This is a genomic window from Microbacterium luteum, assembly GCF_015277875.1.
Lineage (GTDB): Bacteria > Actinomycetota > Actinomycetes > Actinomycetales > Microbacteriaceae > Microbacterium > Microbacterium luteum.
Window position 1 is genome coordinate 319,904 of record NZ_CP063814.1, and the last position, 23,993, is coordinate 343,896.

General features: G+C 67.8%; 24 protein-coding genes, 3 tRNA genes and 1 pseudogene. 21 read left to right on the plus strand and 7 right to left on the minus strand.

The features are described from left to right. The first annotated feature begins 31 nt into the window (after positions 1-31). Both hsdR and IM777_RS01530 read left to right on the plus strand, forming a co-directional pair. On the plus strand, positions 32-2,335 hold the full coding sequence (gene hsdR, locus IM777_RS01525) for an EcoAI/FtnUII family type I restriction enzme subunit R (RefSeq protein ID WP_194384362.1): 2,304 nt from the start codon (positions 32-34) through the stop codon (positions 2,333-2,335). Positions 2,336-2,347: 12 nt separating this feature from the next. Further along, on the plus strand, positions 2,348-2,713 hold the full coding sequence (locus tag IM777_RS01530) for a type I restriction-modification system subunit M N-terminal domain-containing protein (protein WP_194384363.1): 366 nt from the start codon (positions 2,348-2,350) through the stop codon (positions 2,711-2,713). Here IM777_RS01530 and IM777_RS01535 read toward each other — a convergent pair. Continuing rightward, positions 2,714-3,903 (minus strand): IS3 family transposase gene (locus IM777_RS01535; protein WP_194384364.1). Its coding sequence is split into 2 segments (ribosomal slippage): positions 2,714-3,622 and positions 3,625-3,903, totalling 1,188 coding nucleotides; the frame shifts between segments, so codons are not numbered across the junction. 298 nt (positions 3,904-4,201) lie between these two features. Between IM777_RS01535 and IM777_RS01540 the strand changes: the two genes are divergently transcribed. The 5 genes and pseudogenes from IM777_RS01540 (at position 4,202) to IM777_RS01560 (ending at position 7,710) form a co-directional block, all read left to right on the plus strand. Beyond that, positions 4,202-4,957, plus strand: a complete 756-nt coding sequence (locus IM777_RS01540) for a DUF7662 domain-containing protein (protein WP_194384365.1) — start codon at positions 4,202-4,204, stop codon at positions 4,955-4,957. Next, positions 4,954-5,316, plus strand: coding sequence for a hypothetical protein (locus tag IM777_RS01545; RefSeq protein ID WP_194384366.1), 363 nt, complete (start codon positions 4,954-4,956; stop codon positions 5,314-5,316). Before IM777_RS01540 ends, IM777_RS01545 begins: the two co-directional genes overlap by 4 nt. A 98-nt stretch (positions 5,317-5,414) precedes the next feature. Beyond that, positions 5,415-5,663 (plus strand): hypothetical protein, encoded by a 249-nt coding sequence (locus tag IM777_RS01550; protein WP_194384367.1) that lies wholly within the window; start codon positions 5,415-5,417, stop codon positions 5,661-5,663. Continuing rightward, a complete protein-coding gene (locus tag IM777_RS01555; RefSeq protein WP_194384368.1) occupies positions 5,660-6,178 on the plus strand; it encodes a DUF1643 domain-containing protein in 519 nt (172 codons plus the stop codon). The genes IM777_RS01550 and IM777_RS01555 overlap by 4 nt, the downstream gene beginning before the upstream one ends. A gap of 123 nt (positions 6,179-6,301) precedes the next feature. Then, positions 6,302-7,710, plus strand: a pseudogene (locus tag IM777_RS01560) (IS1380 family transposase). Positions 7,711-7,908: 198 nt separating this feature from the next. Here IM777_RS01560 and IM777_RS01565 read toward each other — a convergent pair. The 4 genes from IM777_RS01565 to IM777_RS01580 all read right to left on the minus strand — a co-directional run bounded on the left by IM777_RS01565 (position 7,909) and on the right by IM777_RS01580 (position 9,117). After that, positions 7,909-8,622 carry a DUF6998 domain-containing protein gene (locus IM777_RS01565; protein ID WP_194384369.1) on the minus strand — a complete coding sequence of 238 codons (714 nt, stop codon included), beginning with the start codon at positions 8,620-8,622 and terminating at the stop codon, positions 7,909-7,911. Between the two features lie 185 nt (positions 8,623-8,807). After that, positions 8,808-8,880 (minus strand) — tRNA-Phe (locus IM777_RS01570). 63 nt (positions 8,881-8,943) lie between these two features. Further along, positions 8,944-9,017 (minus strand) — tRNA-Asp (locus IM777_RS01575). A 27-nt stretch (positions 9,018-9,044) separates the two neighbouring features. Further along, positions 9,045-9,117, minus strand: a tRNA-Glu gene (locus IM777_RS01580). A 233-nt stretch (positions 9,118-9,350) separates the two neighbouring features. On the opposite strand from IM777_RS01580, the gene IM777_RS01585 reads away from it, so the two are divergent. After that, complete coding sequence (locus tag IM777_RS01585) at positions 9,351-10,769, plus strand: M23 family metallopeptidase (RefSeq protein ID WP_071045138.1); 1,419 nt, start codon at positions 9,351-9,353, stop codon at positions 10,767-10,769. A gap of 7 nt (positions 10,770-10,776) precedes the next feature. Here the strand turns inward: IM777_RS01585 and IM777_RS01590 are convergent, their stop codons facing one another. Next, positions 10,777-12,129, minus strand: coding sequence for a DUF2254 domain-containing protein (locus IM777_RS01590; protein ID WP_194384370.1), 1,353 nt, complete (start codon positions 12,127-12,129; stop codon positions 10,777-10,779). 17 nt (positions 12,130-12,146) lie between these two features. Beyond that, positions 12,147-12,680, minus strand: coding sequence for an inorganic diphosphatase (gene ppa, locus IM777_RS01595; RefSeq protein ID WP_194384371.1), 534 nt, complete (start codon positions 12,678-12,680; stop codon positions 12,147-12,149). Between the two features lie 97 nt (positions 12,681-12,777). Between ppa and tilS the strand changes: the two genes are divergently transcribed. The 13 genes from tilS to IM777_RS01660 all read left to right on the plus strand — a co-directional run bounded on the left by tilS (position 12,778) and on the right by IM777_RS01660 (position 23,970). Then, positions 12,778-13,773 (plus strand): tRNA lysidine(34) synthetase TilS, encoded by a 996-nt coding sequence (tilS, locus tag IM777_RS01600; RefSeq protein WP_194384372.1) that lies wholly within the window; start codon positions 12,778-12,780, stop codon positions 13,771-13,773. Positions 13,774-13,830: 57 nt separating this feature from the next. Continuing rightward, positions 13,831-14,580 carry a ParA family protein gene (locus IM777_RS01605; RefSeq protein ID WP_194384373.1) on the plus strand — a complete coding sequence of 250 codons (750 nt, stop codon included), beginning with the start codon at positions 13,831-13,833 and terminating at the stop codon, positions 14,578-14,580. Between the two features lie 29 nt (positions 14,581-14,609). After that, a complete protein-coding gene (gene hpt / locus IM777_RS01610) occupies positions 14,610-15,161 on the plus strand; it encodes a hypoxanthine phosphoribosyltransferase (protein WP_194384374.1) in 552 nt (183 codons plus the stop codon). A gap of 141 nt (positions 15,162-15,302) precedes the next feature. Continuing rightward, positions 15,303-17,312 (plus strand): ATP-dependent zinc metalloprotease FtsH, encoded by a 2,010-nt coding sequence (ftsH, locus tag IM777_RS01615; RefSeq protein ID WP_194384375.1) that lies wholly within the window; start codon positions 15,303-15,305, stop codon positions 17,310-17,312. 10 nt (positions 17,313-17,322) lie between these two features. Continuing rightward, positions 17,323-17,910, plus strand: a complete 588-nt coding sequence (gene folE / locus IM777_RS01620) for a GTP cyclohydrolase I (RefSeq protein WP_071045132.1) — start codon at positions 17,323-17,325, stop codon at positions 17,908-17,910. Further along, positions 17,907-18,701 carry a dihydropteroate synthase gene (gene folP / locus IM777_RS01625; RefSeq protein ID WP_194384376.1) on the plus strand — a complete coding sequence of 265 codons (795 nt, stop codon included), beginning with the start codon at positions 17,907-17,909 and terminating at the stop codon, positions 18,699-18,701. Before folE ends, folP begins: the two co-directional genes overlap by 4 nt. A gap of 5 nt (positions 18,702-18,706) precedes the next feature. Then, positions 18,707-19,102 carry a dihydroneopterin aldolase gene (gene folB, locus IM777_RS01630; protein ID WP_194384377.1) on the plus strand — a complete coding sequence of 132 codons (396 nt, stop codon included), beginning with the start codon at positions 18,707-18,709 and terminating at the stop codon, positions 19,100-19,102. Continuing rightward, the gene (gene folK / locus IM777_RS01635) at positions 19,099-19,632 is read left to right on the plus strand and encodes a 2-amino-4-hydroxy-6-hydroxymethyldihydropteridine diphosphokinase (RefSeq protein WP_194384378.1); all 534 of its coding nucleotides are present in this window, start codon (positions 19,099-19,101) and stop codon (positions 19,630-19,632) included. The genes folB and folK overlap by 4 nt, the downstream gene beginning before the upstream one ends. Continuing rightward, positions 19,629-20,117, plus strand: coding sequence for a DUF3180 domain-containing protein (locus tag IM777_RS01640; protein WP_194384379.1), 489 nt, complete (start codon positions 19,629-19,631; stop codon positions 20,115-20,117). Before folK ends, IM777_RS01640 begins: the two co-directional genes overlap by 4 nt. Further along, positions 20,065-20,703 carry a PH domain-containing protein gene (locus IM777_RS01645; RefSeq protein ID WP_194384380.1) on the plus strand — a complete coding sequence of 213 codons (639 nt, stop codon included), beginning with the start codon at positions 20,065-20,067 and terminating at the stop codon, positions 20,701-20,703. Before IM777_RS01640 ends, IM777_RS01645 begins: the two co-directional genes overlap by 53 nt. Continuing rightward, positions 20,700-22,406, plus strand: coding sequence for a PH domain-containing protein (locus tag IM777_RS01650; protein ID WP_228480902.1), 1,707 nt, complete (start codon positions 20,700-20,702; stop codon positions 22,404-22,406). Before IM777_RS01645 ends, IM777_RS01650 begins: the two co-directional genes overlap by 4 nt. After that, complete coding sequence (locus IM777_RS01655) at positions 22,403-23,083, plus strand: DUF2520 domain-containing protein (RefSeq protein WP_194384381.1); 681 nt, start codon at positions 22,403-22,405, stop codon at positions 23,081-23,083. Before IM777_RS01650 ends, IM777_RS01655 begins: the two co-directional genes overlap by 4 nt. A 41-nt stretch (positions 23,084-23,124) precedes the next feature. Further along, positions 23,125-23,970, plus strand: coding sequence for a 4-phosphopantoate--beta-alanine ligase (locus IM777_RS01660; RefSeq protein WP_194384382.1), 846 nt, complete (start codon positions 23,125-23,127; stop codon positions 23,968-23,970). Positions 23,971-23,993 lie beyond the last annotated feature (23 nt).

A 23,993-nucleotide genomic window follows, 5' to 3' on the forward strand; every position in this document is an offset into this window, starting at 1 on the left:
GGACTCGCTCACACTCGAAAGGTTGGCGCAGATGACTAGCAACCTGACGGAACAGGAGACACGCTCGAGGCTCATAACTCCTGCACTCACCGCGGCTGGCTGGGACCTCAACACACAGATCCGCGAGGACTTTGCTCTCACGGCGGGCCGGATCGTCGTCGGGCGCTCGAGGGACACGCGGCAGCGGCCAAAGCGCGTCGACTACGTCCTCGAGATGCAACCGAACGTACCGCTGGCGGTCATTGAAGCCAAAGACTCGTCTCACGCCCCTGGTGCCGGGATGCAGCAGGCGCTCGAATACGCACGCATGCTCGGCGTCCCATTCGCCTTATCGACGAATGGCATCGAATTCCTGATGCACGACGAGAGCGCTCAAGACGGTGCGGTCGAGCGTCTTCTGGCTCCTCATGAGGTACCCAGTCCTGCTGACTTATGGGCGCGTTACCTAGCGTGGCGGGGAATCGACATGCCGGCTAGAGCGCTGGTGGAAGAGGAGTATTTCACCGGCGCCAGCGCGAAGGGGCTTCGGTATTACCAGTCCGCCGCCGTGAACAGGGCGATGGAAGCGATCGCCGCCGGGCAGCGGAGGCTCATGCTCGTCATGGCGACCGGAACTGGTAAGACGCTCACGGCGTTTCATCTCATGTGGCGCCTCCGGGCGGCTGGGCGGGCCGGCAGAATATTGTTTCTTGTCGATAGGAATGTGCTAGCCGACCAGGCGCTAGTGAATGATTTCCAGGCTTTCGGCCCCATCATGACGAAGGTATCTGGAGGGCAGGTCGACAAGTCGTACGAGGTATATCTCGCTCTTTACCAGGCGCTAACGACCCCGGGTGACGGGCCAGATCTCTACAGTCAATTCAGCCCTGACTTCTTTGATTTGGTCGTCGTTGATGAGTGCCACCGTGGGTCAGCCTCTGAAGACTCGACATGGCGCGCCGTGCTGGAGTACTTCCAGAGCGCCGTCCAGGTTGGTTTAACTGCGACACCGAAGGAGACCGCCGAGATCTCGAACCGTGGTTATTTCGGTGACCCGGTCTACACATACAGTCTTCGAGACGGTATCGAGGACGGCTTCCTGGCACCGTTCACGGTCCGTCGCATCGATCTCGATAAGGATCTCGGAGGGTGGCGGCCCTCTGTGGGCCAGCTAGATCGATTCGGACAAGAAGTGCCCGATCGCACATATACGTCGAGAGACTATGACCGCACTGTCGTACTTGATCGCCGAAGCCCTGTGGTCGCCGCGGCGATAACCGAGTTTCTCGAGAGCCGCGACAGGTTTGCCAAGACGATCGTCTTCTGTGAGGACGTCGATCACGCAGAGCGCATGCGCCAAGAACTTGTGAACGCAAACGCCGATCTCGCAGTTGGCCACAGTAAGTATGTTTCGCGGATCACGGGGGATTCCGAGTACGGCGCAATCGACCTCGAGGCGTTCATGGACCCGTCGAGCGCGTTTCCCGTGATTGCGACGACCTCTAAGCTCTTGACCACCGGGGTCGATGTTCCGACGTGCAAAGTCATCGTGCTCGACCAGACGATCAACTCGATGACCGAGTTCAAGCAGATCATCGGGCGGGGCACGAGAGTGCGCGAAGACCTCGGTAAGACGTCGTTCACCATCCTCGATTTTCGTGGCGCTACGACCCTGTTCGCCGATCCTGCGTTCGACGGGGAGCCCGCTGAATTCGATGTCGAGGACGACGAAGACGATGACGATGCAGGTACCGGGCCTGCAATCGACCCTGCGGAGGACGCTGAGCCTCGCGGCGGCCGATCGCGGTACTTCGTTGACGGCGTCGAGGTCTCGATCCTTCAGGAGCGTGTGCAATACCTTGACGCAGCAGGGAGGCTGATCACAGAGAGCCTTCCTGAGTACGTCGGTGAGCAGATTCGGCAGAGGTTCCCGCTGGTTGAGGATTTCCGACGTTACTGGCTCGGCACGCGAAAGAAGAGCGCACTCGACGAGCTGACGGAGCAGGGGATTCTACTTCCGGCTCTGATCAACGAATCTGGGTCAGAGTACGACGCATACGACCTCGTGCTCTGGGCGGCCTACGGAAACGCAAAGCAGACGCGTGCGGAACGAGCCGAGAGAGTGCGAGCAACCATTCGAATGTCGGAGACCCCCTCGATAGTGGAGTCAGTGCTCAGGGCGCTTCTCAAGGTCTACGAGAATGAGGGGCCGGCCGAGATGGAGGACGTTCAGATCCTCAAACTGCGGCCGATCGCGGAGATCGGAACCGCGGTAGAGGTCATCGGCGCGTTCGGAGGCAGGCGAGGGTACGACGCCGCGGTGACCTCCCTCACCGATGAAATCTATGCAAGCTAGGAGAAGTCTCAGTTGATCACGCAGGCGACTATCAAGTCGATTCAGGACGTCATGCGGAAGGACGTCGGTATCGATGGCGACGCGCAGCGTCTTGGTCAGATGGTCTGGATGTTCTTCTTGAAAGTCTTGGACGACCGCGAGACGGAGTGGGAGCTCTTCGAGGAAGATTTTGCCTCAGCGATCCCGGACGAGTTGCGGTGGCGCGCGTGGGCCGCGCCGGACGAGGGCTTGACTGGTGATGCACTCCTCAAGTTCGTAAACAACGAGCTGTTCGACGGGCTCAAGCGGCTGAAGCTTCGCCAGGGCGCAAACCCTGAGATGACGAAAGTGATCCGCGGGTCTGCCCCGAGTCTTGTTGACAGTCGGGGGTTGGGGTGATCAGGCCGCTTCTGCGTCCTTGTAGATCATCTCAAACTCGACGGGGGTGAGTTTGCCGAGGCCGCGTTGGCGGCGCCTGCGGTTGTATTTCGTCTCGATCCAGGTGACCATCGCGAGGCGAAGATCGGCGCGGGTGTCCCAGCGCCTCGTGTCGAGCACGTTCTTTTGGAGGAGGCTGAAAAAGCTCTCCATGCTCGCGTTGTCACCGGCCCCGTAAGACCGGCCCATGGAGCCGACGAGGCCGTTGTTGCGGAGCAGGTTCTGGGTGCGTTTCGCGCGGAACTGGCCGCCTCTGTCGGAGTGGCAGATCGTGCCGCCAGGTGAGCGCAGCGCGATCGCGTTGCGCATCGCCGCCCGCGCGAGAGATGACTTCATGCGGGTGTCGATGGAGTAGCCGACGATCTTGTTCGACCAGACGTCCTTGATCGCGCAGATGTAGAGCTTGCCTTCTCTGGTCGGGTGTTCCGAGATGTCCCACAGCCAGACCCTGTTCGGCCCGTCGGCGACGAACTCGTGCCGGATGACACCGTGCTCGTCGACCACGGCGAGCAGGTCGTCGTGCGGCGCGGGTCCGGTGCTGCCGGGCTTGCTGCGCTTCTTGTGGTGCGATGCGTGGATCCCCGCGATCCGGCAGAGTCGGTGCACCCGGTTCTCGCTCGCGGTGACCCCGTGCTCGGACTCGAGCTCGTCGGTGAGGAACCGGTACCCGAGGGTGTCGTCGTCCGCATGGAGGTCGTAGAGCACGTCGATCACGTGCGCATCGTCCCAGTCCCTGTCGGAGACCGGGGCTTTGAGCCACTGGTAGTACCCCTGCCTGGACAGGCCGAGGACCCGCAACGCCACCGCGACCGGCACCCTCACGGGAGCGCCGGCCGCAGCCATCTCGTGGACGAGCGGGAAGACTATTTTCCCGGCAGGTTCGCCTGCGACAGATACGCCGCAGCCCGCCGCAGCACCTCGTTCTCCTGCTCCAACAGCCGGATCCGCTTGTTCGCCTCACGCAGCTGCTTGCGCTCGTCGTCGGTCAGGCCGGCACGCTTGCCGTCCTCGACGTCGGCCTGCTTCATCCAGTTGCTCAGCGATCCTTCGGAGATACCGAAGTCCTTCGCGATCTGCGCCAACGGCGCTTGACCCTTCCGGGCCACGGCCACGACATCATCGCGGAACTCTCGGGGATAGGGCTTTGCCACAAGAACATCCTTCCAGCGAGAACGAATCCTCACAGATCAGATGTCAACCAAACTCGGGGCAGACCCCTGTTCGCTGTTCTGGCGAATGCGCTTGATGACTACCGCGCGACGCTCCTCGACCATCGCGACACGTTCACGGACGGCCCGGAGGCGGCCCACTTCGCCCGGTCGGTTGCCCAAGTCGACGATCTCCGAGCTGCGCTCTGGGATGAGTTCGATTCGCCATGTCCGCGAAGTGCGTTCCCGGCGGCCTATACCTACAGAGGGCAGCATCACGCCCTCGAAGATTGAGAGGAAGATGATGTCATCGACAACGGATGTGTCGCTATCGCGGCTCGAGCAGGTATACAGCCCGCTGGGGGACTACCTGCGGTCGGTCAGTTCGAACGAAGATGCCGTTCTGTCGTTCGCGGAGGTGGAATCGCTTATTGGACGATCGCTACCACAACAGGCGCGGTCGAAGCTCATGTGGTGGCAGTCGGTCCCACGGCAGCCGCAAAGCCGGGCCTGGCTCCGGGCTGATCGACGAGCCGATGCGGACTTGACGGCGGAGACCGTCACCTTCGTCTTCGAGGTGTTCGTCCGGAACAACCCGCTCGAGCGGATTCAGAGGATCCGTGCGAACTGGCTCGGGTATGCGCGGACCAGTTTGTCGATCCCGCCGAGAGACGCTCACGATCCCCATGTAGAACTTGGCTGGTGGGAGCCCCACGAGGTCTACTTGTTACATCTTCCCGCGTCCTCGCAGTTCAAAGTCGGCCTCACGCGGATTGGCAGCAAGCGTCTCGCCGCCGTGGGTGGCGCGAGGGCACACGTTGTCGACCGCATAACGATGGCGAACCGCTGGGCTGCGCTCGTCGTCGAGCATCACGTGCTCGAGCTCGCTTGGGACGCATGGGAGCAGCCGGACCGCTTCGCTACAGGTGACAAGGGTGAAACGGAGCGCTGGAACGACTGGCTGGTGCCGCCGCCACTGTCGGTGGTCCGTGATTCGCTTGTCGATCATCGGGCGCTACCGGGATGGGACGTCACCGTGATCAGGAGTGGCTCATGATGCGGGTCGAGTACGACAGGGTCGTTTTCGTCAAGCACCTCCTCAGGCCGATAAGCACCCCGCGACTCGAGCGAGCCGACGGATGGGCTGTGCGCCTCGAGGATCAGTGGTTCTGGTTCTCGACCCTCGAGCCGGCATCCACTTTCGGACGTTCGGGAAGGAAGTCGATCCAGGTGAGGAATTGGGATCTCGTCCGAGCGGTCACCGAAGCACGATTCGATGATGAGCTTCATCGTGAGGTCTTCACGCTTTACGTTCTCGACGAGCGCGGCGCGGCCCGCAGAGCTCTCGAGGACCGCGAACTTATGAGACGCGAGAGAGACGAGCCGGACATCCGGAGCTCGCACTGGAATCCTTGATCGTGAAGCCAGAAATCGTTGAGTTGCGGTCGGCGGAAGTGAAGTCTGATCGAGCTTTCCAACGGTACATGCGAGCCTGATCAATGAAGGGAGGCGCCGTGGAGACCGCGATGGACGTCGTGCGACGCGCTCAACGGGGCGAGATCGGGCACGACGAGCTCGTTCGTGTTCTTTTGACTTGGCCGTACGAGCCGCAGTACAGGACGACAGGCCTAGCTGACGACTGGGAGTTCGTGGACAACAGCTTCGATGCGGTAAAGCACGCGTACATCGCTTTGGATCTCTTGACCGATGCGGACTACGCCGCGATCGCGTCGGCCGCGTCCTCGGCGGCGGATCGCCCGTGACTCAAGAGGGCTGGATCTACGAGCGATCGTCGGACGGCGCGGCGCGGTTCGTGCTCGGCACAGGGGGCGAGAATCCCCTCGTCTGCTTCGGGATCAATCCCAGCACCGCGAAGCCCGGCGCCCTCGACCCGACGGCGAAGCGGGTTGCGCGATTTGCCCAGGACAACGGCTTCGACAGCTGGGCGATGCTGAACGTCTACCCTCAGATCGCGACCGATCCCAAGCGGATGGATCGCGAGTATCGCTTGGAGCTCAAGACCGAGAACGAGCGTCAAATTGAGCGCGCGATCGACGGGCGGTCGCTGACTCTGCTCGCCGCGTGGGGCGGGTTGATTGTCTCACGACCATACTTGAGGCGGCTCTTGAGCGACATCGTCACGGTGACCGCGAGTGCCGGCTGTGACTGGGTGTCTCTCGGCGAGCCGACGAAGGATGGACACCCCAGGCATCCGCTTTACGTGAGGTCAGAGGTCAAGCTCGCGCACTTTGCTATCGATCGCTACCTTCGCAACTAAGCCTCGATCCACCGATGAGCGTGGGTGCTGAGCGAGCGTCGCGACGTAGAAATGCCTCTCTGATCAGGAAGAATAGAGCTTGTCTAGGGCAACTGTTCAACTGATCCGAGAGGCATCTCGTAGATGCAATTCAAGCACGCTCCGACCGCGGTATCTGCGGCATTCGATGATCCGAGTCTCGTGTCGACGGCAGGGCTGGTGCCGATGCTCAGGCTCGCGCAGCGGGCCGGTCTGGCGGAGCTGGCTCACGACCGGTTGAGTGTCCCGACGGACAAGGGCGCGAACGCGGGTGCGAAGGTGATGTCGCTGGTCGCGGGGATGCTCGCCGGGGCGGACTCGATCGACGACATGAACCTTCTCCGCCACGGCGGCATGGTGGGCCGCCTGTTCGCCCGGACGTATGCGCCGTCGACGCTGGGATCGTTCCTGCGTGGGTTTCGGTTCGGCCATGTCCGCCAGCTCGACGCCGTCGCCTCCCGCGTCCTTCAGAACCTCACCGCCGACACGCCACTGCTGCAGGTGCGAGACGGTGAGCGGGTGATGGTCGATCTGGACGACACGATCATCGAGGTCCACGGGTATCAGAAGCAGGGCGCCTCGTTCGGGTACTCCGGCGTCCGCGGCCTGAACGCGCTGATCGCGACGGCATCAACCTCATCGTCGGCGCCGGTGATCCTCGGGCAGCGGTTGCGGCAGGGGAAGACCGGGTCCCCGAAAGGCGCGGCACGGATCGTCGGTGACACGCTCGCGACCCTGCGCCGCACTGGCGCCGCGGCCGGGACTCGGCCGTTGCTGCGGGCGGATTCCGCGTTCTACGGGCACGCCGCCATCGGCACCGCGATCAACGCCGGCGCCGACGTGTCGGTGACGGTCAGGATGGACCCTGCGGTGAAGGCCGCGATCGCGACCATCCCGGATGATGCGTGGGAGATGATCGAGTACACCGACTCGATCCGTGACGAGACCACCGGACAGTTGATCTCCAAAGCCGAGGTCGCCGAGATCCCGTTCACCGCGTTCCGCTCACGGAAGAAGGCGGAACAGGTCGCTGGGCGGCTGGTGGTGCGGCGGATCCCCGACCTGAACCCGAACAAGGTGGAGCAGCCGACGCTGTTCGACGTCTACCGGCACCATGCGTTCTTCACCACCACCGACAAGAGGTGATGGACACGGTGGTCGCGGACAAGACGCACCGCGCTCACGCGATCATCGAGCAAGTCCACGCCGACCTCAAGAACGGGCCGCTCGCGCACCTGCCCTCTGGTGTGTTCACGGCGAACAGCGCCTGGCTCGTGCTCGCCGTGATCGCGTTCAACCTCACCCGCACCGCTGGAGTCATCGCCGACAAGGCCGGTCGGCTCGCGAGAGCCACGACCGCGACGATCCGCCGCACCCTCATCCACGTCCCGGCACGGCTGGCTCGCTCCGCCCGCCGCATCATCCTGCACCTCCCGGAGGCGTGGCCCTGGCAGAACGCCCTCCACCGGCTGTTCACCGCCACACACGCACCGCCACCAGTCACGACCACCTGACCATCGCCGCAACCGCGGCACGACCAAGGAGCCAGTGGACGACCGGGATGCGACGCCCGGAACCCAGCCCTGCCCTCGACACGTCACCGCGCGCCGATCACGCCAATCACGCCGGCCCGACCAACCCACGGCTCATCGGTGGATCGAGGCTAAGTAGACGTCACGGGGACGATCGGGGAATCGGGCTACCTTCCGACATCACCGGACTTGCTCGATGAGCTCCTGCCAAGCGCGTCGGAACTGGTCCGTGAGGTCACTTCCGCGCGCGGCCGGCGACTTGATCTGACCGACTCGCACAACGACGCCGTTAGTGTGTGCGCGGTGCTTCCCGAACTCTTGGACTTCCTGAGCCGTCCATTCCCTAGCGGCAAGCACACCGCCGTGGTCACCGTCTACGAGGAGGAAGATGCAGACGTCGAACCCGAACGACCGAATCGGAGAAAACACCGCTGACGGGCTCGTGCCCGGTCGGATCATCCGAACCTTGACTTGCACTTTGCGGCCGTCGTCCGCGACCAGATCGTAGGACTTCTCGGAGTTCGGCGCGAGTAGGCCGTCGTACACGATGGCAGCGCAGTACTCGGCGAGGTCACCGATCGGCGCATTGTTTGTGCGAACGAGTCCACGATGTCGCAGCTCGTCGAGGATGTTCGCATAACGCACGAGCAGCTGGCCGACCGTGACCTCGGCGAGTTCGTCATTGTCTGCCGGGGCTGCGAGCGGAGGCATCGCGTGATCGGCGCGCGAGAAGTGGGCGCGGACAAGGTCTACCTGCTCAGCGGTCAACGACCAGGCGCTGCCGGCTTCGACGGGATGGCGCCAATTCTGCCGCCTCATCCACGCACGGATGGCCTTCGGATCGACGTTCAGCTCATCGGCGAGCTCTCTCACGCTGGGTGAAGAATCAGCCATCCTCGAACCGTATCGGAGCCTCGACCGGCCCCAGACCGGCCCGCACCATCCAACGACTGCGCTTGCAGCGTCCAGGTCAGGCCGTCTGGGGGATGCGCGGGCGACTCAAGGTCAAGTCGGAAAACGACTCATAACCAGGGAAAAGAAGAAACCCCCGCGATGTAGAAGCTACGCGGGGGTTTCCGTGGCTCCGACCGGCATCGATCCGGTGACCTTTCGATTTTCAGTCGAACGCTCTACCAACTGAGCTACAGAGCCGCGCGACATGTCTGCCGCGTCCTAGACGAAAGGCCTCCTCGAAAGAAGGCCCGTCGCTCGGAGCGACCCTGACGGGACTTGAACCCGCGACCTCCGCCGTGACAGGGCGGCACGCTAACCAACTGCGCTACAGGGCCATGATTGTTGAGTTGTGTCGGAAAGAGTGACCCCAACGGGATTCGAACCCGTGCTACCGCCGTGAAAGGGCGGCGTCCTAGGCCGCTAAACGATGGGGCCGAATGAACCCCTGATCTTGCGACCCGGTGCTCACGCTTACCGACGCTCAAGCATAAGAGAGATTCCGTGGAAACGCCAATCGGCCCCCGTATGACCGTTCTCGCGGCGCGCCGACGGCGAACAGCCCATCGGGGAGGGGATCGTTCATCGTGCGGAAATCGGTCCGCACCTGTTGCGGTTGTGACTCGTGTTGCTACTGTGATCAACGTTGACTGCCCCTGCGAGGAGGATCCGTGGACGCCCAGCACAGCGACCTCGATTGCGGTTGCGCGCCCACCGAAGCGGAGAAGAAACGGCTCTGGCCGTCGGTGAACCGCCGCTCGGCGATCGGCATCGGCGCACTCGGCGCCCTGGGATTCCTGACCTTCTCGTCGCTCGCCTACTCTCCGGGTGCGATCGCCATCGAGGGCTACCCCTCGTGGGATGAGGTCGAAGCCGCCAAGGCGAACGAGGCGGCGAAGGCCGCCGAGGTCTCCAAGATCCGCAACCTCATCTCGAGCCTCCAGGCCGAGGTCGCGCGCACGCAGGCAGAAGCCGAGGCCGCATCGAACGAGTTCTACGAGGCGCAGCAGGCGTTCTTCGAGGCGTCGTTCAAGGCCGATGAGCTTCAGGCTCAGGCCGACGAGCAGGCCGAGGCCGCCAACGAGGCCGCGAACAAGGCCGGGCGAGTGGCGGCGCAGCTGTATCGCAACGGCGGCGACGACACCTCGCTGGAACTGTTCTTCTCGGGCTCGGCCGCGACCGCCGACGACCTGCTGTCGCGCCTGGGAACGATGGACAAGCTGCTCGAGCGGAACCAGACCGTCTACAGCGAGGCCGTCACGGCGCGCGACGCCGCTCAGAGCCTCTCCGACCAGGCCGAGGTGGCTCGCCAGGAGCGGGATCGCCTGCAGAAGGTCGCCGAGGAGAAGATGGTCGAGGCGCAGGAGAAGGCAGAGGCCGCTCAGGCCGCCCTCGCTGCGCAGGAGTCCAATCTCTCCACCCTTCAGGCCCAGCTCGCGGCCCTTGAAGACGAGACCGCCCAGACGATCGCCGACTACAAGGCGGGCGTCGAAGAGGAGAAGCGGCGCAAGGCCGAAGCCGCCGCCCGGGCCAAAGCGGAGGCCGAGCGCCTCGCCCGCGAGGCGGCCGAACGCGCGAAACAGGAGCAGCAGAACTCCGGTGGCGGATCCTCCGGCTCCAGCAGTGGCGGGTCGTCCGGTTCCAGTGGCGGCAACGGCGGTGCCGTCGTCGGATCCGGGTGGGCGCGGCCCGGTTCCGGGTACCGATCCTCGGGATACGGATGGCGCACGAGCCAGTGCGGTCCGAGCTACTGCTCCTCCAGCTTCCACGCGGGCGTCGACCTCGCGGCCGGCTGCGGTTCTGCGATCTACGCCGCGTCAGCCGGAACAGTCGTCTACGCCGGATACAACGGCGGCTACGGCAACTACATCAAGATCGACCACGGCGGCGGCATCGGCACCGGGTACGCCCACATCCAGAACGGTGGGATCTGGGTGGGCTACGGCCAGCGCGTCAGCGCGGGGCAGGCCATCGCCGCCGAGGGCAACACCGGCAACTCCTTCGGCTGTCACCTGCACTTCGAGACGTACATCAACGGCTCTCCCGTGAACCCGATCAACTTCATGGCGGCGCGCGGCGTCAGCGTCTGAGCACCGATCAGGCCGACGACGCGCGTTCGAGCGTGGCCCTGGCCTGCTGAGCGGCCGCGGCCAACCGGTCGCGTTCGACCGCATCGAGATCGGATGCCTCGAGCGACGCCTCGATTCGTCCCAGCTGCTGCGACAGGGCATCGCGCTGCGCGGCGTGCTGCACGTGCCACGCGACGTCATCGATCGTCCAGAGCAGCCGCTCCAGCACATCCGGTGCGCCGGCGCCGTAGCGACGAATAGGTGAGATCGCGACATCGAGGAGTTCGGCGAAGTCGTCGCCGCATGGGAGCAGGCGCGTGACGCCGTCCTGCGATGCGTACGCCTCCGGGCGCGGAGGCTGGGCCGCCAGGTCGCACAGGAGCGCGGAGATGTGGCTGAGCGCGTGGACCGCTGTCGTCGGATCGTTGACGCCCGGGGACAGGGCGCGACTGGCGACGTCGACGAGCTGCCGCAGCCCGAACCCGACATCCTGCGCGGGCGTGCGTTCGTAGTCGGCGCTGAAACACGCGGCGATCTCATCCGCGATGCGCTCGTCGGTGCGCCCCGGCCCGTCGATCTGGGCGGGATGCCACCATCGTGCGAGCGGCGTGCCCGCGATGATGCTGCCGCCCACGGGGCGCAGCTCGCGCACCACGATGTCGTGAGCGACGGCGAGATCGATCAGCTCGCCGCGGTCGACGCCGGAGACGAAACCCGACGTGCGCGCGAACACGGTGTGCCCGCGGTCGGGCTCGATCGGTGCCGGGGCGGGGGTTCCGGGTGGCGCATCCGCCAGCAGCGCGATGGTGTGCGCCGCCTCACGATGCACATCGCGCATCATCGTCTCCACCCGGAGCTGCCGGGCGAGATGAGCGAGGAAGAAGGTGAGCACCACGACGCTCACCAGGGTGAGTACCGAGGCGACGGTCACCGCGATGCGCGGCACGAAGGCGTCTGCCTCGTCGGTGGCGTTCTCGACCGTGCGCAGCACCGTGAGCGCGTACGCGAACGTGCCGAGGAAGACCGCGAGCGTGCCCTGGACCATCGGGTCCGAGGCGAACATGCGCAGGAGCCGCGGAGACGCCTGGCTGCTCGCCAGCTGCAGGGCGACCACCGTCAGTGAGAACGTCAGCGACGTGGCCGTGATGAGGGATCCGGCGATCGCGGAGAGGACGGCGCGCGCGGCATCCGTCCCGCCGGAGAAGATGAATGCCGTCACCGTGTCGGCGAGGGACGCGTCGACGGAGCGGTCGAGCTCCGGCAGCGCCAGGCCGATGAGCACGGCCCCGATCACCGCGATGAGCGGCACGGGCCACAGGCGCGACGCGACCGCATCGCTGATCACGGCGATGCGCCGTCGCACCGCCCCGCGTCGCGCCATGTGGTCTCCCGTCCGGATCAGCGGGTGCTGGGGGCTTCGCCCTCACCCTGCGTGCGGGTCTCGCCCTCGTGCTCCTCGAACCGCGCGAAGGCCTCGTCGACGAGGCGTTCGGCTTCGGCGGCATCCGCCCACTCGTCGACCTTGACCCACTTGCCGGGCTCGAGGTCCTTGTAGTGCTCGAAGAAGTGGTTGATCTCGTTGCGTGTCCACTCATCGATGTCGGAGACGTCCTGGATGTGGTTCCAGCGGGGGTCCTTCGCGAGAACCGCGACGACCTTGTCGTCGCCGCCGGCCTCGTCCGACATCTTCAGCACGCCCACGGGCCGCACCTTCACGAGCACGCCCGGCATGATGTCGCGGTCCAGCAGCACGAGCACGTCGAGCGGGTCGCCGTCTTCGCCCAGGGTGTTCTCGAAGAACCCGTAGTTGGAGGGGTATCCCATCGGGGTGTACAGGATGCGGTCGAGGTAGACCCGGCCGGTGCCGTGGTCGACCTCGTACTTGATGCTGCTGTTGCGAGGGATCTCGATGACGGCGTCGTACGCGCCCATGCTTGCTGCTCCTTCGGAAGACGTGCGGATGCGCGACCAGCCTAGTTGCACGCCGGCTCCCCGTGAGGCGCGCCGATGCGCGCGGTACCGTGGCCGCATGCCGCACCGTCCGAGTCTGGATCCCGCCGTCGCCGACGTGCGTCGCGCGGTGCGCGGCGCCCTGGCCCGCCTCGCCGCCGACGCTCCGCTCGTGGTGGGCCTGTCCGGTGGCGCCGACTCCCTCGCCCTCACCGCGGCGGTCGCCTTCGAGACCGGGGGTGCGGATGCATCCGCGACCGCCGTCGTGGTCGACCACGGGCTGCAGGAGACCTCCGCCGAGGTCGCACGCGGCGCGGCCGCAGCCGCGTCATCGCTGGGACTGGCCGCCCGCGTGGTCGAGGTGGATGTGGACGGCGGCGGCGGACTCGAAGCGGCGGCCCGCGACGCGCGATACCGGGCGCTGCGTGCCGTCGCGCGCGAGACCGGCGCGGCGGCCGTGCTCGTGGGGCACACCCTCGACGACCAGGCCGAGACGGTCCTGCTCGGCCTGGCGCGCGGATCCGGTGCGGCGAGCCTGCAGGGCATGTCGCCGGTGTCCGACCTCGACGGTGTCGCGCTCGTGCGGCCGCTGCTGGCGCTGCGGCGTTCCACCACGCGTGCGGCGTGCGCGGCCGAGGGACTCGAGCCGTGGGACGACCCGCACAACGACGATCCCCGCTTCGCGCGGGTGCGCACCCGCAACACCGTGCTCCCGATGCTCGAGCGCGAGCTCGGACCGGGCGTGGCGGAGGCGCTCGCGCGCACGGCCGAGCAGATGCGGGAAGACGCCGAGGCGTTCGACGAGATGATCGAGGAGACGATCGAAGACATCGTCGAGCACGCCGAAGCCGGCATCTCCGTCTCGGTGCCGGCCCTCGCCGCGAATCCCGCGGCGGTGCGGCACCGCATCATCCGACTCGTCGTGGCGAGCGAGTTCGGCGCGAGCCTCACGCGCGTGCAGACCCTCGAGGTCGCGCGACTCGTGACCGACTGGTCGGGTCAGGGGTCGATCGATCTGCCCGGATGCCGCGCCCGCCGGGTCGGCGCGCGCGTGGAGTTCACCGCCACGTCGTGAGTCTGCGCACGACCGAACCCGTGACGGGAGGGGGCCCCGCTCGTTAGGGTGGCGCACGTGAAGGTCATCGCGGTGTACAGCGTCAAGGGTGGAGTGGGCAAGTCCACGACGGCGGTGAACCTGGCCTACGAGGCGGCGAAGGACCAGCGCGTTCTGCTGTGGGACCTCGACCCGCAGGCGGCCGCGACCCACATGCTCGAGGTCAAGCCCAAGCTCAAGGGCGGCGCCGAATCGATCATCGGCGGGAAGGGCAAGATCGGCCGGGCTGTGCGGGAGACGGCCTATCAGGACCTCGACGTGCTGCCCGGAGACGACAGCTATCGGGATCTCGAGCTCGCCCTGGATGCCGCCAAGCACTCCACGCGGCGCATCCAGCGCGCCCTCGGGCCGCTCTCCGACAACTACGACGTCGTGATCCTCGACTGCCCTCCCGGTGCGTCCCTTCTCGCGCAGAACGTCATCCGGGCCGCCGATCTCGTCGTGCTCCCCGTGGTCCCGACGCCGCTCGCGCTGCGATCGCTGCAGCAGGTGCGCGATGTCATCGCGGCGGAGTCGAAGCCGGCGAAGATCGTGTCGTTCCTGTCGATGGTCGATCGCCGCAAGAAGACCCATCGCACCGCGGTCGAGGAGCTTCCGGCCGACGAGCCCGACATGTGCAAGGTCGTCATCCCGGCGACGGTCGTCGTGGAGCGCATGGGATCCGAGCGCAAGCCCGTCGCGGCATATGCGCCGTCGTCCGAGGCGGCGCAGTCCTTCGCGACGCTGTGGAGCATCGCATGGGTGGCGGCGCGGGACCGCAAGAAGTGATTCGACGCCGACGCTCCTAGACTTCCCCCATGCGCGCCGCCGACATCAGAGACGACCTGACCGACATCCTCGTCACCGAGGAGCAGATCCAGGAGAAGCTGCAGGAGGTGGCCGCGCAGGTCGCGACCGACTACGAGGGCAAGGACCTGCTGCTGGTCGGGGTGCTCAAGGGCGCCGTCATGGTCATGGCCGACTTCGCGCGCGCACTGCCGATGCACGCCGCGATGGACTGGATGGCGGTGTCGTCCTACGGTGCGTCGACGAAATCGAGCGGTGTCGTGCAGATCCGCAAGGACCTCGACACCGACCTCCACGACAAGCACGTGCTGATCGTCGAGGACATCATCGACTCGGGCCTGACCCTGCACTGGCTGCTGGCGAACTTCGCCTCTCGCGGCGCCGCGTCGATCGAGATCTTCTCGCTGCTGCGCAAGCCGGATGCGGCCAAGGTCGAGGTGCCCTGCAAGTACGTCGGCTTCGACATCCCGAGCGACTTCGTCGTCGGTTACGGCCTGGACTACGCCGAGCGCTATCGCAACCTGCGCGACGTGGCGGTGCTCGCGCCGCACGTGTACGCCTGAGCGCGCGCGTCGGCGTGCATTCCGCCGTGGGCGAATGCACAGTCGGGGCATAGCCGGCCCGCGATACCCTGTTCGGACCGCCTTGGCGGCGCTGCGCCGCCCGGTGGCCGCTGACGAAAGGGATCGGGCCGCGCCCGCACCATGAACATCAAGAAGATCACTCGGAACCCGCTCTTCTACATCGTGCTGATCGGCGTGATGCTGATCGTCGGGTTCTCGTTGATCTCGAGTCTCGGCGGCGCGAAGCAGGTCTCGACCCAGGAGGGTCTCGAGCTCCTCGACGGCGGCACGGTCACCGAGGTGACGAACACCGACGGCGACCAGCGCGTCGACCTCACGCTGTCGGAGGCGTACGAGGGCGCGACCGACGTGCAGTTCTACTACGTCGACGCGCGCGCGGAAGAGGTCGTGCAGGCCATCGACGCGGCGAACCCCGCCGACGGGTTCAACGACGTGGTGCCGCAGCCGTCGTGGTTCGACGGGTTCCTCTCGCTGATGATCCCGCTGCTGCTGTTGGGCCTGCTGTTCTGGTTCCTGCTCTCCTCGGCGCAGGGCGGCGGCAGCAAGGTCATGCAGTTCGGCAAGTCGCGGGCGAAGATGGTCACCAAGGAGACCCCCACGGTCACCTTCCAAGACGTCGCCGGCTCCGATGAGGCCATCGAAGAGCTGGACGAGATCAAGGAATTCCTGAAAGACGCCGCCAAGTTCCAGGCGGTCGGCGCCCGCATCCCGAAGGGCGTGCTGCTGTACGGCCCTCCCGGCACGGGAAAGACGTTGCTCGCACGCGCGGTGGCCGGCGAAGCGGGCGTGCCGTTCTACTCGATCTCGGGATCCGACTTCGTCGAGATGTTCGTGGGCGTCGGCGCGAGCCGCGTGCGCGACCTGTTCAACCAGGCCAAGGAGAGCTCGCCCGCCATCATCTTCATCGACGAGATCGACGCGGTCGGCCGCCATCGCGGCGCCGGCATGGGCGGCGGGCACGACGAGCGGGAACAGACGCTGAACCAGATGCTCGTCGAGATGGACGGCTTCGACCCGAAGGTGAACGTCATCGTCATCGCGGCGACCAACCGACCCGACATCCTCGACCCTGCGCTGCTGCGCCCCGGCCGCTTCGACCGTCAGATCGGCGTGGACGCGCCCGACCTGCAGGGCCGCAAGCGCATCCTCGAGGTGCACGGCCGCGGCAAGCCCCTGGCCGACGGCGTCGACCTCGAGGTCGTCGCCCGCAAGACCCCGGGCTTCACCGGCGCAGACCTCGCCAACGTGCTGAACGAGGCGGCCCTGCTCACCGCTCGCTCGAACGCGCAGCTGATCGACAACCGCGCGCTCGACGAGGCCATCGACCGCGTGCTGGCCGGTCCCCAGCGTCGCACGCGCGTGATGAAGGACAAGGAGAAGCTCATCACGGCCTACCACGAGGGCGGTCACGCCCTCGCCGCGGCGGCGATGAACCACACCGACCCCGTCACGAAGGTCACGATCCTCCCGCGCGGCAAGGCCCTCGGCTACACGATGGTGCTGCCGCTCGACGACAAGTACTCCGTCACCCGCAACGAGCTGCAGGATCAGCTGACGTACGCGATGGGCGGCCGCGTCGCCGAGGAGATCGTCTTCCACGACCCCACCACCGGTGCCTCCAACGACATCGAGAAGGCCACCGACATCGCCCGCAAGATGGTCACCGAGTACGGCATGACCACCGATGTCGGCCCCGTCAAGCTCGGTCAGTCCTCCGGCGAGGTGTTCATGGGTCGCGACATGGGTCACGGCCGCGACTTCAGCGAACGGGTGGCGGAACGCGTCGACCAGCAGGTGCGCGGCCTCATCGAACAGGCGCACAACGAGGCGTACCAGGTCATCAACGACAACCGCGACGTGCTGGACAAGCTCGCCCTCGCCCTTCTCGAGAAGGAGACCCTCGACCACCTCGAGCTCGCCGAGATCTTCACCGACGTCAAGAAGCTCCCGCCGCGCCCGCAGTGGCTCTCCAGTGAAGAGCGCCCGGTCTCGCAGCTGCCTCCGGTCGACGTGCCGGTGCGTCAGCCCGCCGTCGGCGTGGCGGCGGCCACCGCCGCCGACGCGGAGACGGTGACCGAGTCGGCGCCCGAGCGGCGCCCCTCCGGGCGCGCGCGGCCCGCAACCGCGTAGGCTCTCGTCCGTGGCCGTCGACCGTGATCGTGTCGCCGCGCTCGTGCGACAGCTGCTCGAGGCGATCGGCGAGGACCCCGAGCGTCCGGGATTGAAGCTCACCCCGGACCGGGTCGCCGACGCGTATGTCGACTTCTTCGCGGGGGTCGGCGAAGACGCCTCGGCGCCGCTCGCCCACACGATCAGCGTCTCGCAGGGTCCGGCGCCCGAGACGCTGCCGTCGGGCGCCGTGATGCTGCGCGACATCCGCTTCCGCTCGATGTGCGAGCATCACCTGCTGCCGTTCCGCGGACATGCGCACATCGCCTATCTGCCGGGCGAGCAGGTCGTCGGTCTCGGTGCGCTGCCGAAGGTCGTCGACGTGCTCGCGGCACGACCGCAGGTTCAGGAGCGGCTCGGGGAGCAGATCGCGGACGCCATCGACGACGCGCTCGATGCACGCGGTGTCCTGGTGGTGCTCGACGCGGTGCACGAGTGCGTCACGATGCGCGGGGGCCGGCAGCCCGATGCGGCCACCCTGACCGTCGCCGCGCGTGGCGCCTTCACCGACCCAGCGCAGCGAGCGGAACTGTTCGCGCTCCTCGGAGGACCGCGATGACGGCCGTCATGGGCATCGTCAACGTCACGCCCGACTCGTTCAGCGACGGCGGCAGATACATCGACCCGGATGCCGCGATCGCGCATGCGCGATCGCTCCGCGCCGCCGGCGCCGACCTGCTCGACGTCGGGGGCGAATCCACGCGACCCGGTGCCGAGCGCATCGATCCCGACGAGGAGCGCCGCCGGGTCATCCCCGTCGTCACGGCGCTCGCGGCGGAGGGACTCGCCGTCAGCATCGACACGATGAACGCCGCCACGGCCACCGCCGCCGTCGCGGCCGGCGCGGTGCTCGTCAACGACGTCTCCGGTGGACTGGCCGACCCCGACATGCTGGCGGCCGTCGCCGCATCCGGAGCCGACATCGCCCTCGGCCACTGGCGCGGCCCCTCGTCCGACATGTACGCCCGAGCGCACTACGGCGACACCGTGCGCGAGGTCGTCCGCGAGCTGGCGGACCGCGTGAGCGCGGCGAAGGCCGCCGGCATCGCCCCCGCGCGCATCATCGTGGACCCCGGCTTCGGATTCGGCAAGCAGGGTGCGCAGAACTGGGCGCTGCTGCGCGGCCTGTCGCACGTCGTCGACCTCGGGCCTCGAGTGCTGGTCGGCACCAGTCGCAAGCGATTCCTCGCCGAGGCCCTCGGCGAGGGCGGTGCGGATCCGGCACGACGCGACCTCGCGACGGCCGTGACGAGTGTGCTGGCGGCGCAGGCGGGCGCCTGGGCGGTACGCGTGCACGACGTCGCCACGACCAGCGATGCCCTCCGCATCGCCACCTACCAAGGAGAGTGACCGGCATGGATGCCCCCACCGACCTCAGCGGCACCGACGAGCTGACGCTCACCGGGCTGCGCGTCTTCGGTCACCACGGCGTGCTCTCTCACGAGCGGCGCGACGGCCAGGAGTTCATCATCGACGTCGTCATGCACCTCGACGTGCGCGAGGCGGCCGGGGCCGACGACGTCGACAAGACCGTGCACTACGGCGAGGTGGCCGAGCATGTCGCCGGCCTCGTCGCGCACGATCCGGTGGATCTCATCGAGACGGTGGCGGCGCGGATCGCCCGCGATCTTCTGGCCCGGTACTCCCGTCTGCGCCGCGTGACGGTCACGGTCCACAAGCCGAACGCCCCGATCCCCGTGCCCTTCTCGGATGTCTCGGTGCGCGTGACCCGTGCGCGGTCGGGACGATGAGCCGACGACTGGCGCAGGGGATCGGCGATCCGCCGTCGCGCGAATCGCGCGCGACGGTCGAGGCCGTCGTGGCGCTCGGGGCGAACCTCGGCGACCGGGAGGAGACGCTGCGGGAGGCCGTGCACGATCTTGCGCGCCTGCCGCTGGTCGACGAGGTCCGCGCCGCCGAGCCGATCGAGTCGGTGGCCGTGAAGCCGACCGGACCCGACGAAGACGCCCCGGCCTACCTCAACTCCGTCGCTGTGCTCACTACGCGCCTCTCGCCGGCCATCCTCCTGTCCTACCTCCACGCCATCGAGGCGCGGCACGGTCGGGAGCGCCACGAGCGCTGGGGTGACCGCACCCTCGATCTGGACCTCGTCTCGTACGGCGACATGGTCTCGCGCGAGCCGGCCCTCACCCTGCCGCATCCCCGCGCGGCGGAGCGCGAGTTCGTGCTGGTGCCGTGGCTGGTGATCGATCCCGACGCCGAGCTGGCCGGGCACGGCCGGGTGGCCGACCTGCTCGGCCGGCTGCGGGGCTCCTCGTGAGTCGTACCGGCGCGGGCGTGCTTCTCGTGTGCGCCGTGCTCGGCGTCGGCGCGGGGTTCCTCGTCGACCAGGTGCTGACCGCGTCGGGGCGGCCGACCTTCACCCCCGCGGTGATGCTGCCGATCCTCCTCGTGCTGCTGGGCGGCGCGGTCGTGGCCCTCGCCGTTCCGGTGCGCCGCGCCACACGCGGCACCGGGGCCTCGCCGAACCCGTTCCAGGCCCTGCGGATCGCGATGCTCGCCAAGGCCTCCTCGATCGTGGGTGCTCTCACCGCCGGATTCGCCGTCGGACTCGCACTGTTCCTCCTCACCCGGCCGGTCTTCCCCTCGGTAGGCTCGTTGGGGGTCGTGCTGGCGACCGTCGGCGGTGGGGCGGCACTCGTCGCCGCGGGCCTGGTCGCCGAGCACCTGTGCACGATCCGGAAGGACGACGATGACGAACACCCCGGAGGTCCCGACACCGGAATCGGAGCCGGCGGCGTCTGACCCGACGCTCCCGACGATCGGCGACCACGCGGCTGCCGCGAGCCCGTACCGCGACGCCGCGCTCGACGACGGCACGTTCGAGCACATCCGCGAGCCGAAGGGCGAGGCGCGTCTTCCTCTCGGCGACGGCACGTGGCACCAGCTCGCACGGCCGTACGTGTGGGTCCAGCTCATCTCCGGCGGCTTCTTCTTCGCCCTCGTGCTCGCGGTCGCCGTCGTGATGACCGTCGTGCTGGGACAGTGGTGGATCTGGATCCCGGCCGGGGTGGTCCTGGTGGTCACCGGGATCGGCCTGATCATCACGCCGCGTCAGGCGCGCGCCGTCGGGTACCAGCTGCGACGCGATGACCTCGTCTTCCGCAAGGGCATCCTGTGGCAGCGCGTGGTGGCCGTGCCCTACGGGCGCATGCAGCTCGTGGACATCACCCACGGTCCGCTCGACCGGGGCTTCGGCATCGCGCAGCTGAAGCTCGTCACCGCCGCGGCCTCGACGGGCGTCGTCATCCCCGGGCTCACGCAGGAGGCCGCCGAGGTGCTGCGCGACACCCTGATCGACGTCGCCGAGACCCGTCGGACGGGACTGTGACAGAGATCCCTCCCACCTCCCCCGTGCCCGGGGGACCGCATCCGGCGACCGGAGTCACGCGATCGCCGCTCAGCGACGGCGACTGGCACCGGATGCATCCGCTGACCCCCGTGTTCCGGGGCGGCCTCGTGCTCGTGGTCGTGGTGGGCATCATCGTCGCGAACCTGCGCGACCGGGTGATCGCGTTCTTCTTCGACGGCGTGATCCCAGGTGGCTACAACGCCGGCCAGGACCCCGTGGACTACGTGCTCGGCCACGGGCTGGTGCTGGTCGTGCTGCTCGGTGTGCTCGGCGTGCTCCTGGTCGTGCTCGGGATCTTCTACATCACGTGGCGGTTCCACACGTTCCGCATCACCGGCGACGACGTCGAGGTGCGCTCGGGCGTGCTCTTCCGCACCCACCGCCGTGCACCGCTGGACCGCGTGCAGGGGGTCAACCTCACACGGCCGATGATCGCGCGGCTGGCGGGCATGGCCAAGCTCGAGGTGGTCGGGGCCGGTCTCGATGCGAACGTCAAGCTCGAATACCTCTCGACGACCAACGCCGAGGAGGTGCGCGCCGACATCCTGCGCCTCGCGTCCGGGCGCCAGCTCGCCGAGGCGAGCGTGCGGGCCGAGCGCATGCACGGCCGCGCGGCGGGTGATCTGGCCGCCACGGCGGCGTCGACGGTCTCATCCGGCATCGACGGACTCGTGCACGGGGCGGAGGATCCCGCCGACGAACCGGAGTCGGTCGTGCGCATCCCGCCCGGCCGGCTGATCCTCTCGCAGCTGCTCAGCGGATCGACGATCGCGCTCGTGCTCGGCATCGTCGCGGTCGTGCTGGGCGGTGTCTACGGCACACCCTGGGTGCTCTTCGCGATGCTCCCCGTGCTGCTCGGCTTCGGCACCTACGCCTTCCGGCGGATCACCCGTTCGCTGCGATACTCGATCGCGCCGACCCGCAGCGGCGTGCGCATCACCTTCGGGCTGTTCACCACCGTGACCGAGATCGTGCCGCCGGGCCGCGTGCACGCCGTCGAGGTGTCGCAGTCCATCTTCTGGCGACCGCTCGGCTGGTGGTCCGTGACGCTCAACCGCCTGTCGGGCCGAGGGGCGACCGACACCGGCACGGATCAGTTCGCCACCGTGCTTCCCGTCGGCGACCGCGACGACGTCGCGCGCGTGCTCGGCCTCGTGCTGCCGCACCTGACGCCGGATCAGTGGCGCGCGATCTTCGAGGACGGTGTGCTCGGGCCGCAGCCCGAGGATCCGTACACGACCACGCCGCGTCGCGCGCGTCTGTTCCGCCTGCTCTCGTGGAAGCGCAACGGCTTCCAGCTCAGCGACGACACGCTCTTCCTGCGACGCGGTGTCATCTGGCGCACCCTCGGGGTCTTCCCCCTCGCCCGGCTGCAGAGCGTGGATGTGACCCAGGGTCCCGTGGATCGGCGCCTGCGCGTCGCGAACGTGCGGGCTCACACGATCGCGGGTCGGGTGTCGGGTGCCCTCGGCATCGTGGATCGGGATGCCGCCGTCGATCTCTTCGAGGCCGTCGCGGCCGGTGCCGTGCGCGCAGCGGCCTCCGACCACTCGCATCGCTGGGACGGCGAACCGGACGGTGCCGGCGAAACGGACGGTGCCGGCGAAACGGACGGTGCCGGCGCAACGGACGGTGCCGATGAACCCGTCTCGCCCGCCGGACCGGCGGAGGCGGACCGATGACGCGCGAAGGGCGCCTCGGCGTCGGGATCGTCGGCGCCGGACGCGTCGGACCGGTCATCGGCGCCGCGCTCGCCGGCGTCGGCCACGCGCTCATCGGGATCACGCACGGCTCCGACGAGGAGCGCGTCGAGGCGGTGCTTCCCGGTGTGCCGTTCCTCGACGCCCCCGAGGTCGTGCGCCGCAGCGAACTGGTGGTGCTCGCCGTGCCGCACGACGAGCTCCCCGGCCTCGTGGCGGGCCTGGCCGAGACCGGCGACTGGCAGGCGGGTCAGCTCGCGATGCATCTGGACCCGGCCTGGGGGACCGACGTGCTCGCTCCGGCGGTGGCCAGGGGCGTCATCCCGCTGGCGATCCACCCCGCGATGACCTTCGCGGGCACATCCATGGACCTGCGCCTGCTCGCCCAGTCCTATGCGGCCGTCACGGCCCCCGCCGCGGTGCTGCCGATCGCGCAGGCGCTCGCCGTGGAGCTCGGCTGCGAGCCGGTCGTGGTGTCCGAAGCGGCTCGCCCCGCCTATGCCGAGGCGATCGCGACGGCGACCACCTTCTCGCGATCGATCGTCGCGCAGGCGGCGGCCCTGCTGGCCGAGGCGGGGGTCGCCGATCCGGGGCGCTATCTGTCGGGTCTCGTGCACACGACGGTCGACCAGGCCCTCGTCGACCACACCGCGGTCTGACGCGGTCGGGTCCGGCCCGCGAGGGTCGATACGATCATCGGATGATCAGCACCACCGCGGGGCTCCGCACCCGGCTCGCCGAGCTGCGAGCAGAGGCCCCCGCGTCGACGGTCGCCCTCCTCTCGACGATCGGCGCACTGCACGACGGCCACCGCGACCTCATCCGCGCCGCACGAGAGGCGGCCGACATCGTCGTCGTCTCGATGTTCCTGAACCCGCTGCGGTTCCGCACGGCCGCCGATGCGCAGGCGTACCCGCGCACCCCGGAGGCGGACCGGGCGATGCTCGACGAGCTCGACGTCGACATCGCGTTCGCTCCGACGACCGTCGAGCTGTTCGCCGACCTCTCCTCGACGACGAAGGTCTCCGCCGGCGACCTGGGGCTGCGCTACGAGGGGCGCTCTCGTCCGTACTACTTCGACGGGCTGCTCACCGTCGAGGCGAAGCTGTTCTCCCTCGTGCGACCGGATGTGGCCGTCTACGGGCGCCGCGACCGGCAGCGGGTGTTCCTCGTCGAGCGGATGATCCGCGACTTCTTCCTCGACATCGACGTCGTCACGGTCGACATCGTGCGCGACGGCGGCGGGCTGCCCGTGTCCTCGCGCGTGGCGCTGCTCGATGACGCCGACCTCGCGGCGGCGGCGAAGCTCCCCCTCGCGCTGGAGGCGGCGGCCGCCAACGCGGACCGCGGCGTCGACGCGTGCATCGCGGCGGCGCAGGGCGCCCTCATGGGCGAACCGCGCATCGCCCTCGAGTACCTCAACGTCGTCGACCCGGCCACGTTCCTGCCCGTCGACGAGGGGCACGCGGGGCCGGCGCTCGCGCTGATCGCGGCCACGGTGGCCGGCCACCGCTTCATCGACAACGTCGAGATCTACATCGGCTGAGCCCATCCGGCTCGTCCTGCCGC

Bases quoted from the DNA above. Each gene is read 5' to 3' on its own strand.
- IM777_RS01660 (WP_194384382.1), top strand. From the start codon at position 23,125: ATGATCAGCACCACCGCGGGGCTCCGCACCCGGCTCGCCGAGCTGCGA.
- tilS (WP_194384372.1), top strand. From the start codon at position 12,778: ATGCCGCACCGTCCGAGTCTGGATCCCGCCGTCGCCGACGTGCGTCGC.
- hpt (WP_194384374.1), top strand. From the start codon at position 14,610: ATGCGCGCCGCCGACATCAGAGACGACCTGACCGACATCCTCGTCACC.
- ppa (WP_194384371.1), bottom strand. From the start codon at position 12,680: ATGGGCGCGTACGACGCCGTCATCGAGATCCCTCGCAACAGCAGCATC.
- IM777_RS01545 (WP_194384366.1), top strand. From the start codon at position 4,954: ATGATGCGGGTCGAGTACGACAGGGTCGTTTTCGTCAAGCACCTCCTC.
- IM777_RS01655 (WP_194384381.1), top strand. From the start codon at position 22,403: ATGACGCGCGAAGGGCGCCTCGGCGTCGGGATCGTCGGCGCCGGACGC.
- folB (WP_194384377.1), top strand. From the start codon at position 18,707: ATGGATGCCCCCACCGACCTCAGCGGCACCGACGAGCTGACGCTCACC.
- IM777_RS01645 (WP_194384380.1), top strand. From the start codon at position 20,065: ATGACGAACACCCCGGAGGTCCCGACACCGGAATCGGAGCCGGCGGCG.
- folK (WP_194384378.1), top strand. From the start codon at position 19,099: ATGAGCCGACGACTGGCGCAGGGGATCGGCGATCCGCCGTCGCGCGAA.
- IM777_RS01565 (WP_194384369.1), bottom strand. From the start codon at position 8,622: ATGGCTGATTCTTCACCCAGCGTGAGAGAGCTCGCCGATGAGCTGAAC.
- folP (WP_194384376.1), top strand. From the start codon at position 17,907: ATGACGGCCGTCATGGGCATCGTCAACGTCACGCCCGACTCGTTCAGC.
- ftsH (WP_194384375.1), top strand. From the start codon at position 15,303: ATGAACATCAAGAAGATCACTCGGAACCCGCTCTTCTACATCGTGCTG.
- IM777_RS01540 (WP_194384365.1), top strand. From the start codon at position 4,202: ATGATGTCATCGACAACGGATGTGTCGCTATCGCGGCTCGAGCAGGTA.
- IM777_RS01590 (WP_194384370.1), bottom strand. From the start codon at position 12,129: ATGGCGCGACGCGGGGCGGTGCGACGGCGCATCGCCGTGATCAGCGAT.
- hsdR (WP_194384362.1), top strand. From the start codon at position 32: ATGACTAGCAACCTGACGGAACAGGAGACACGCTCGAGGCTCATAACT.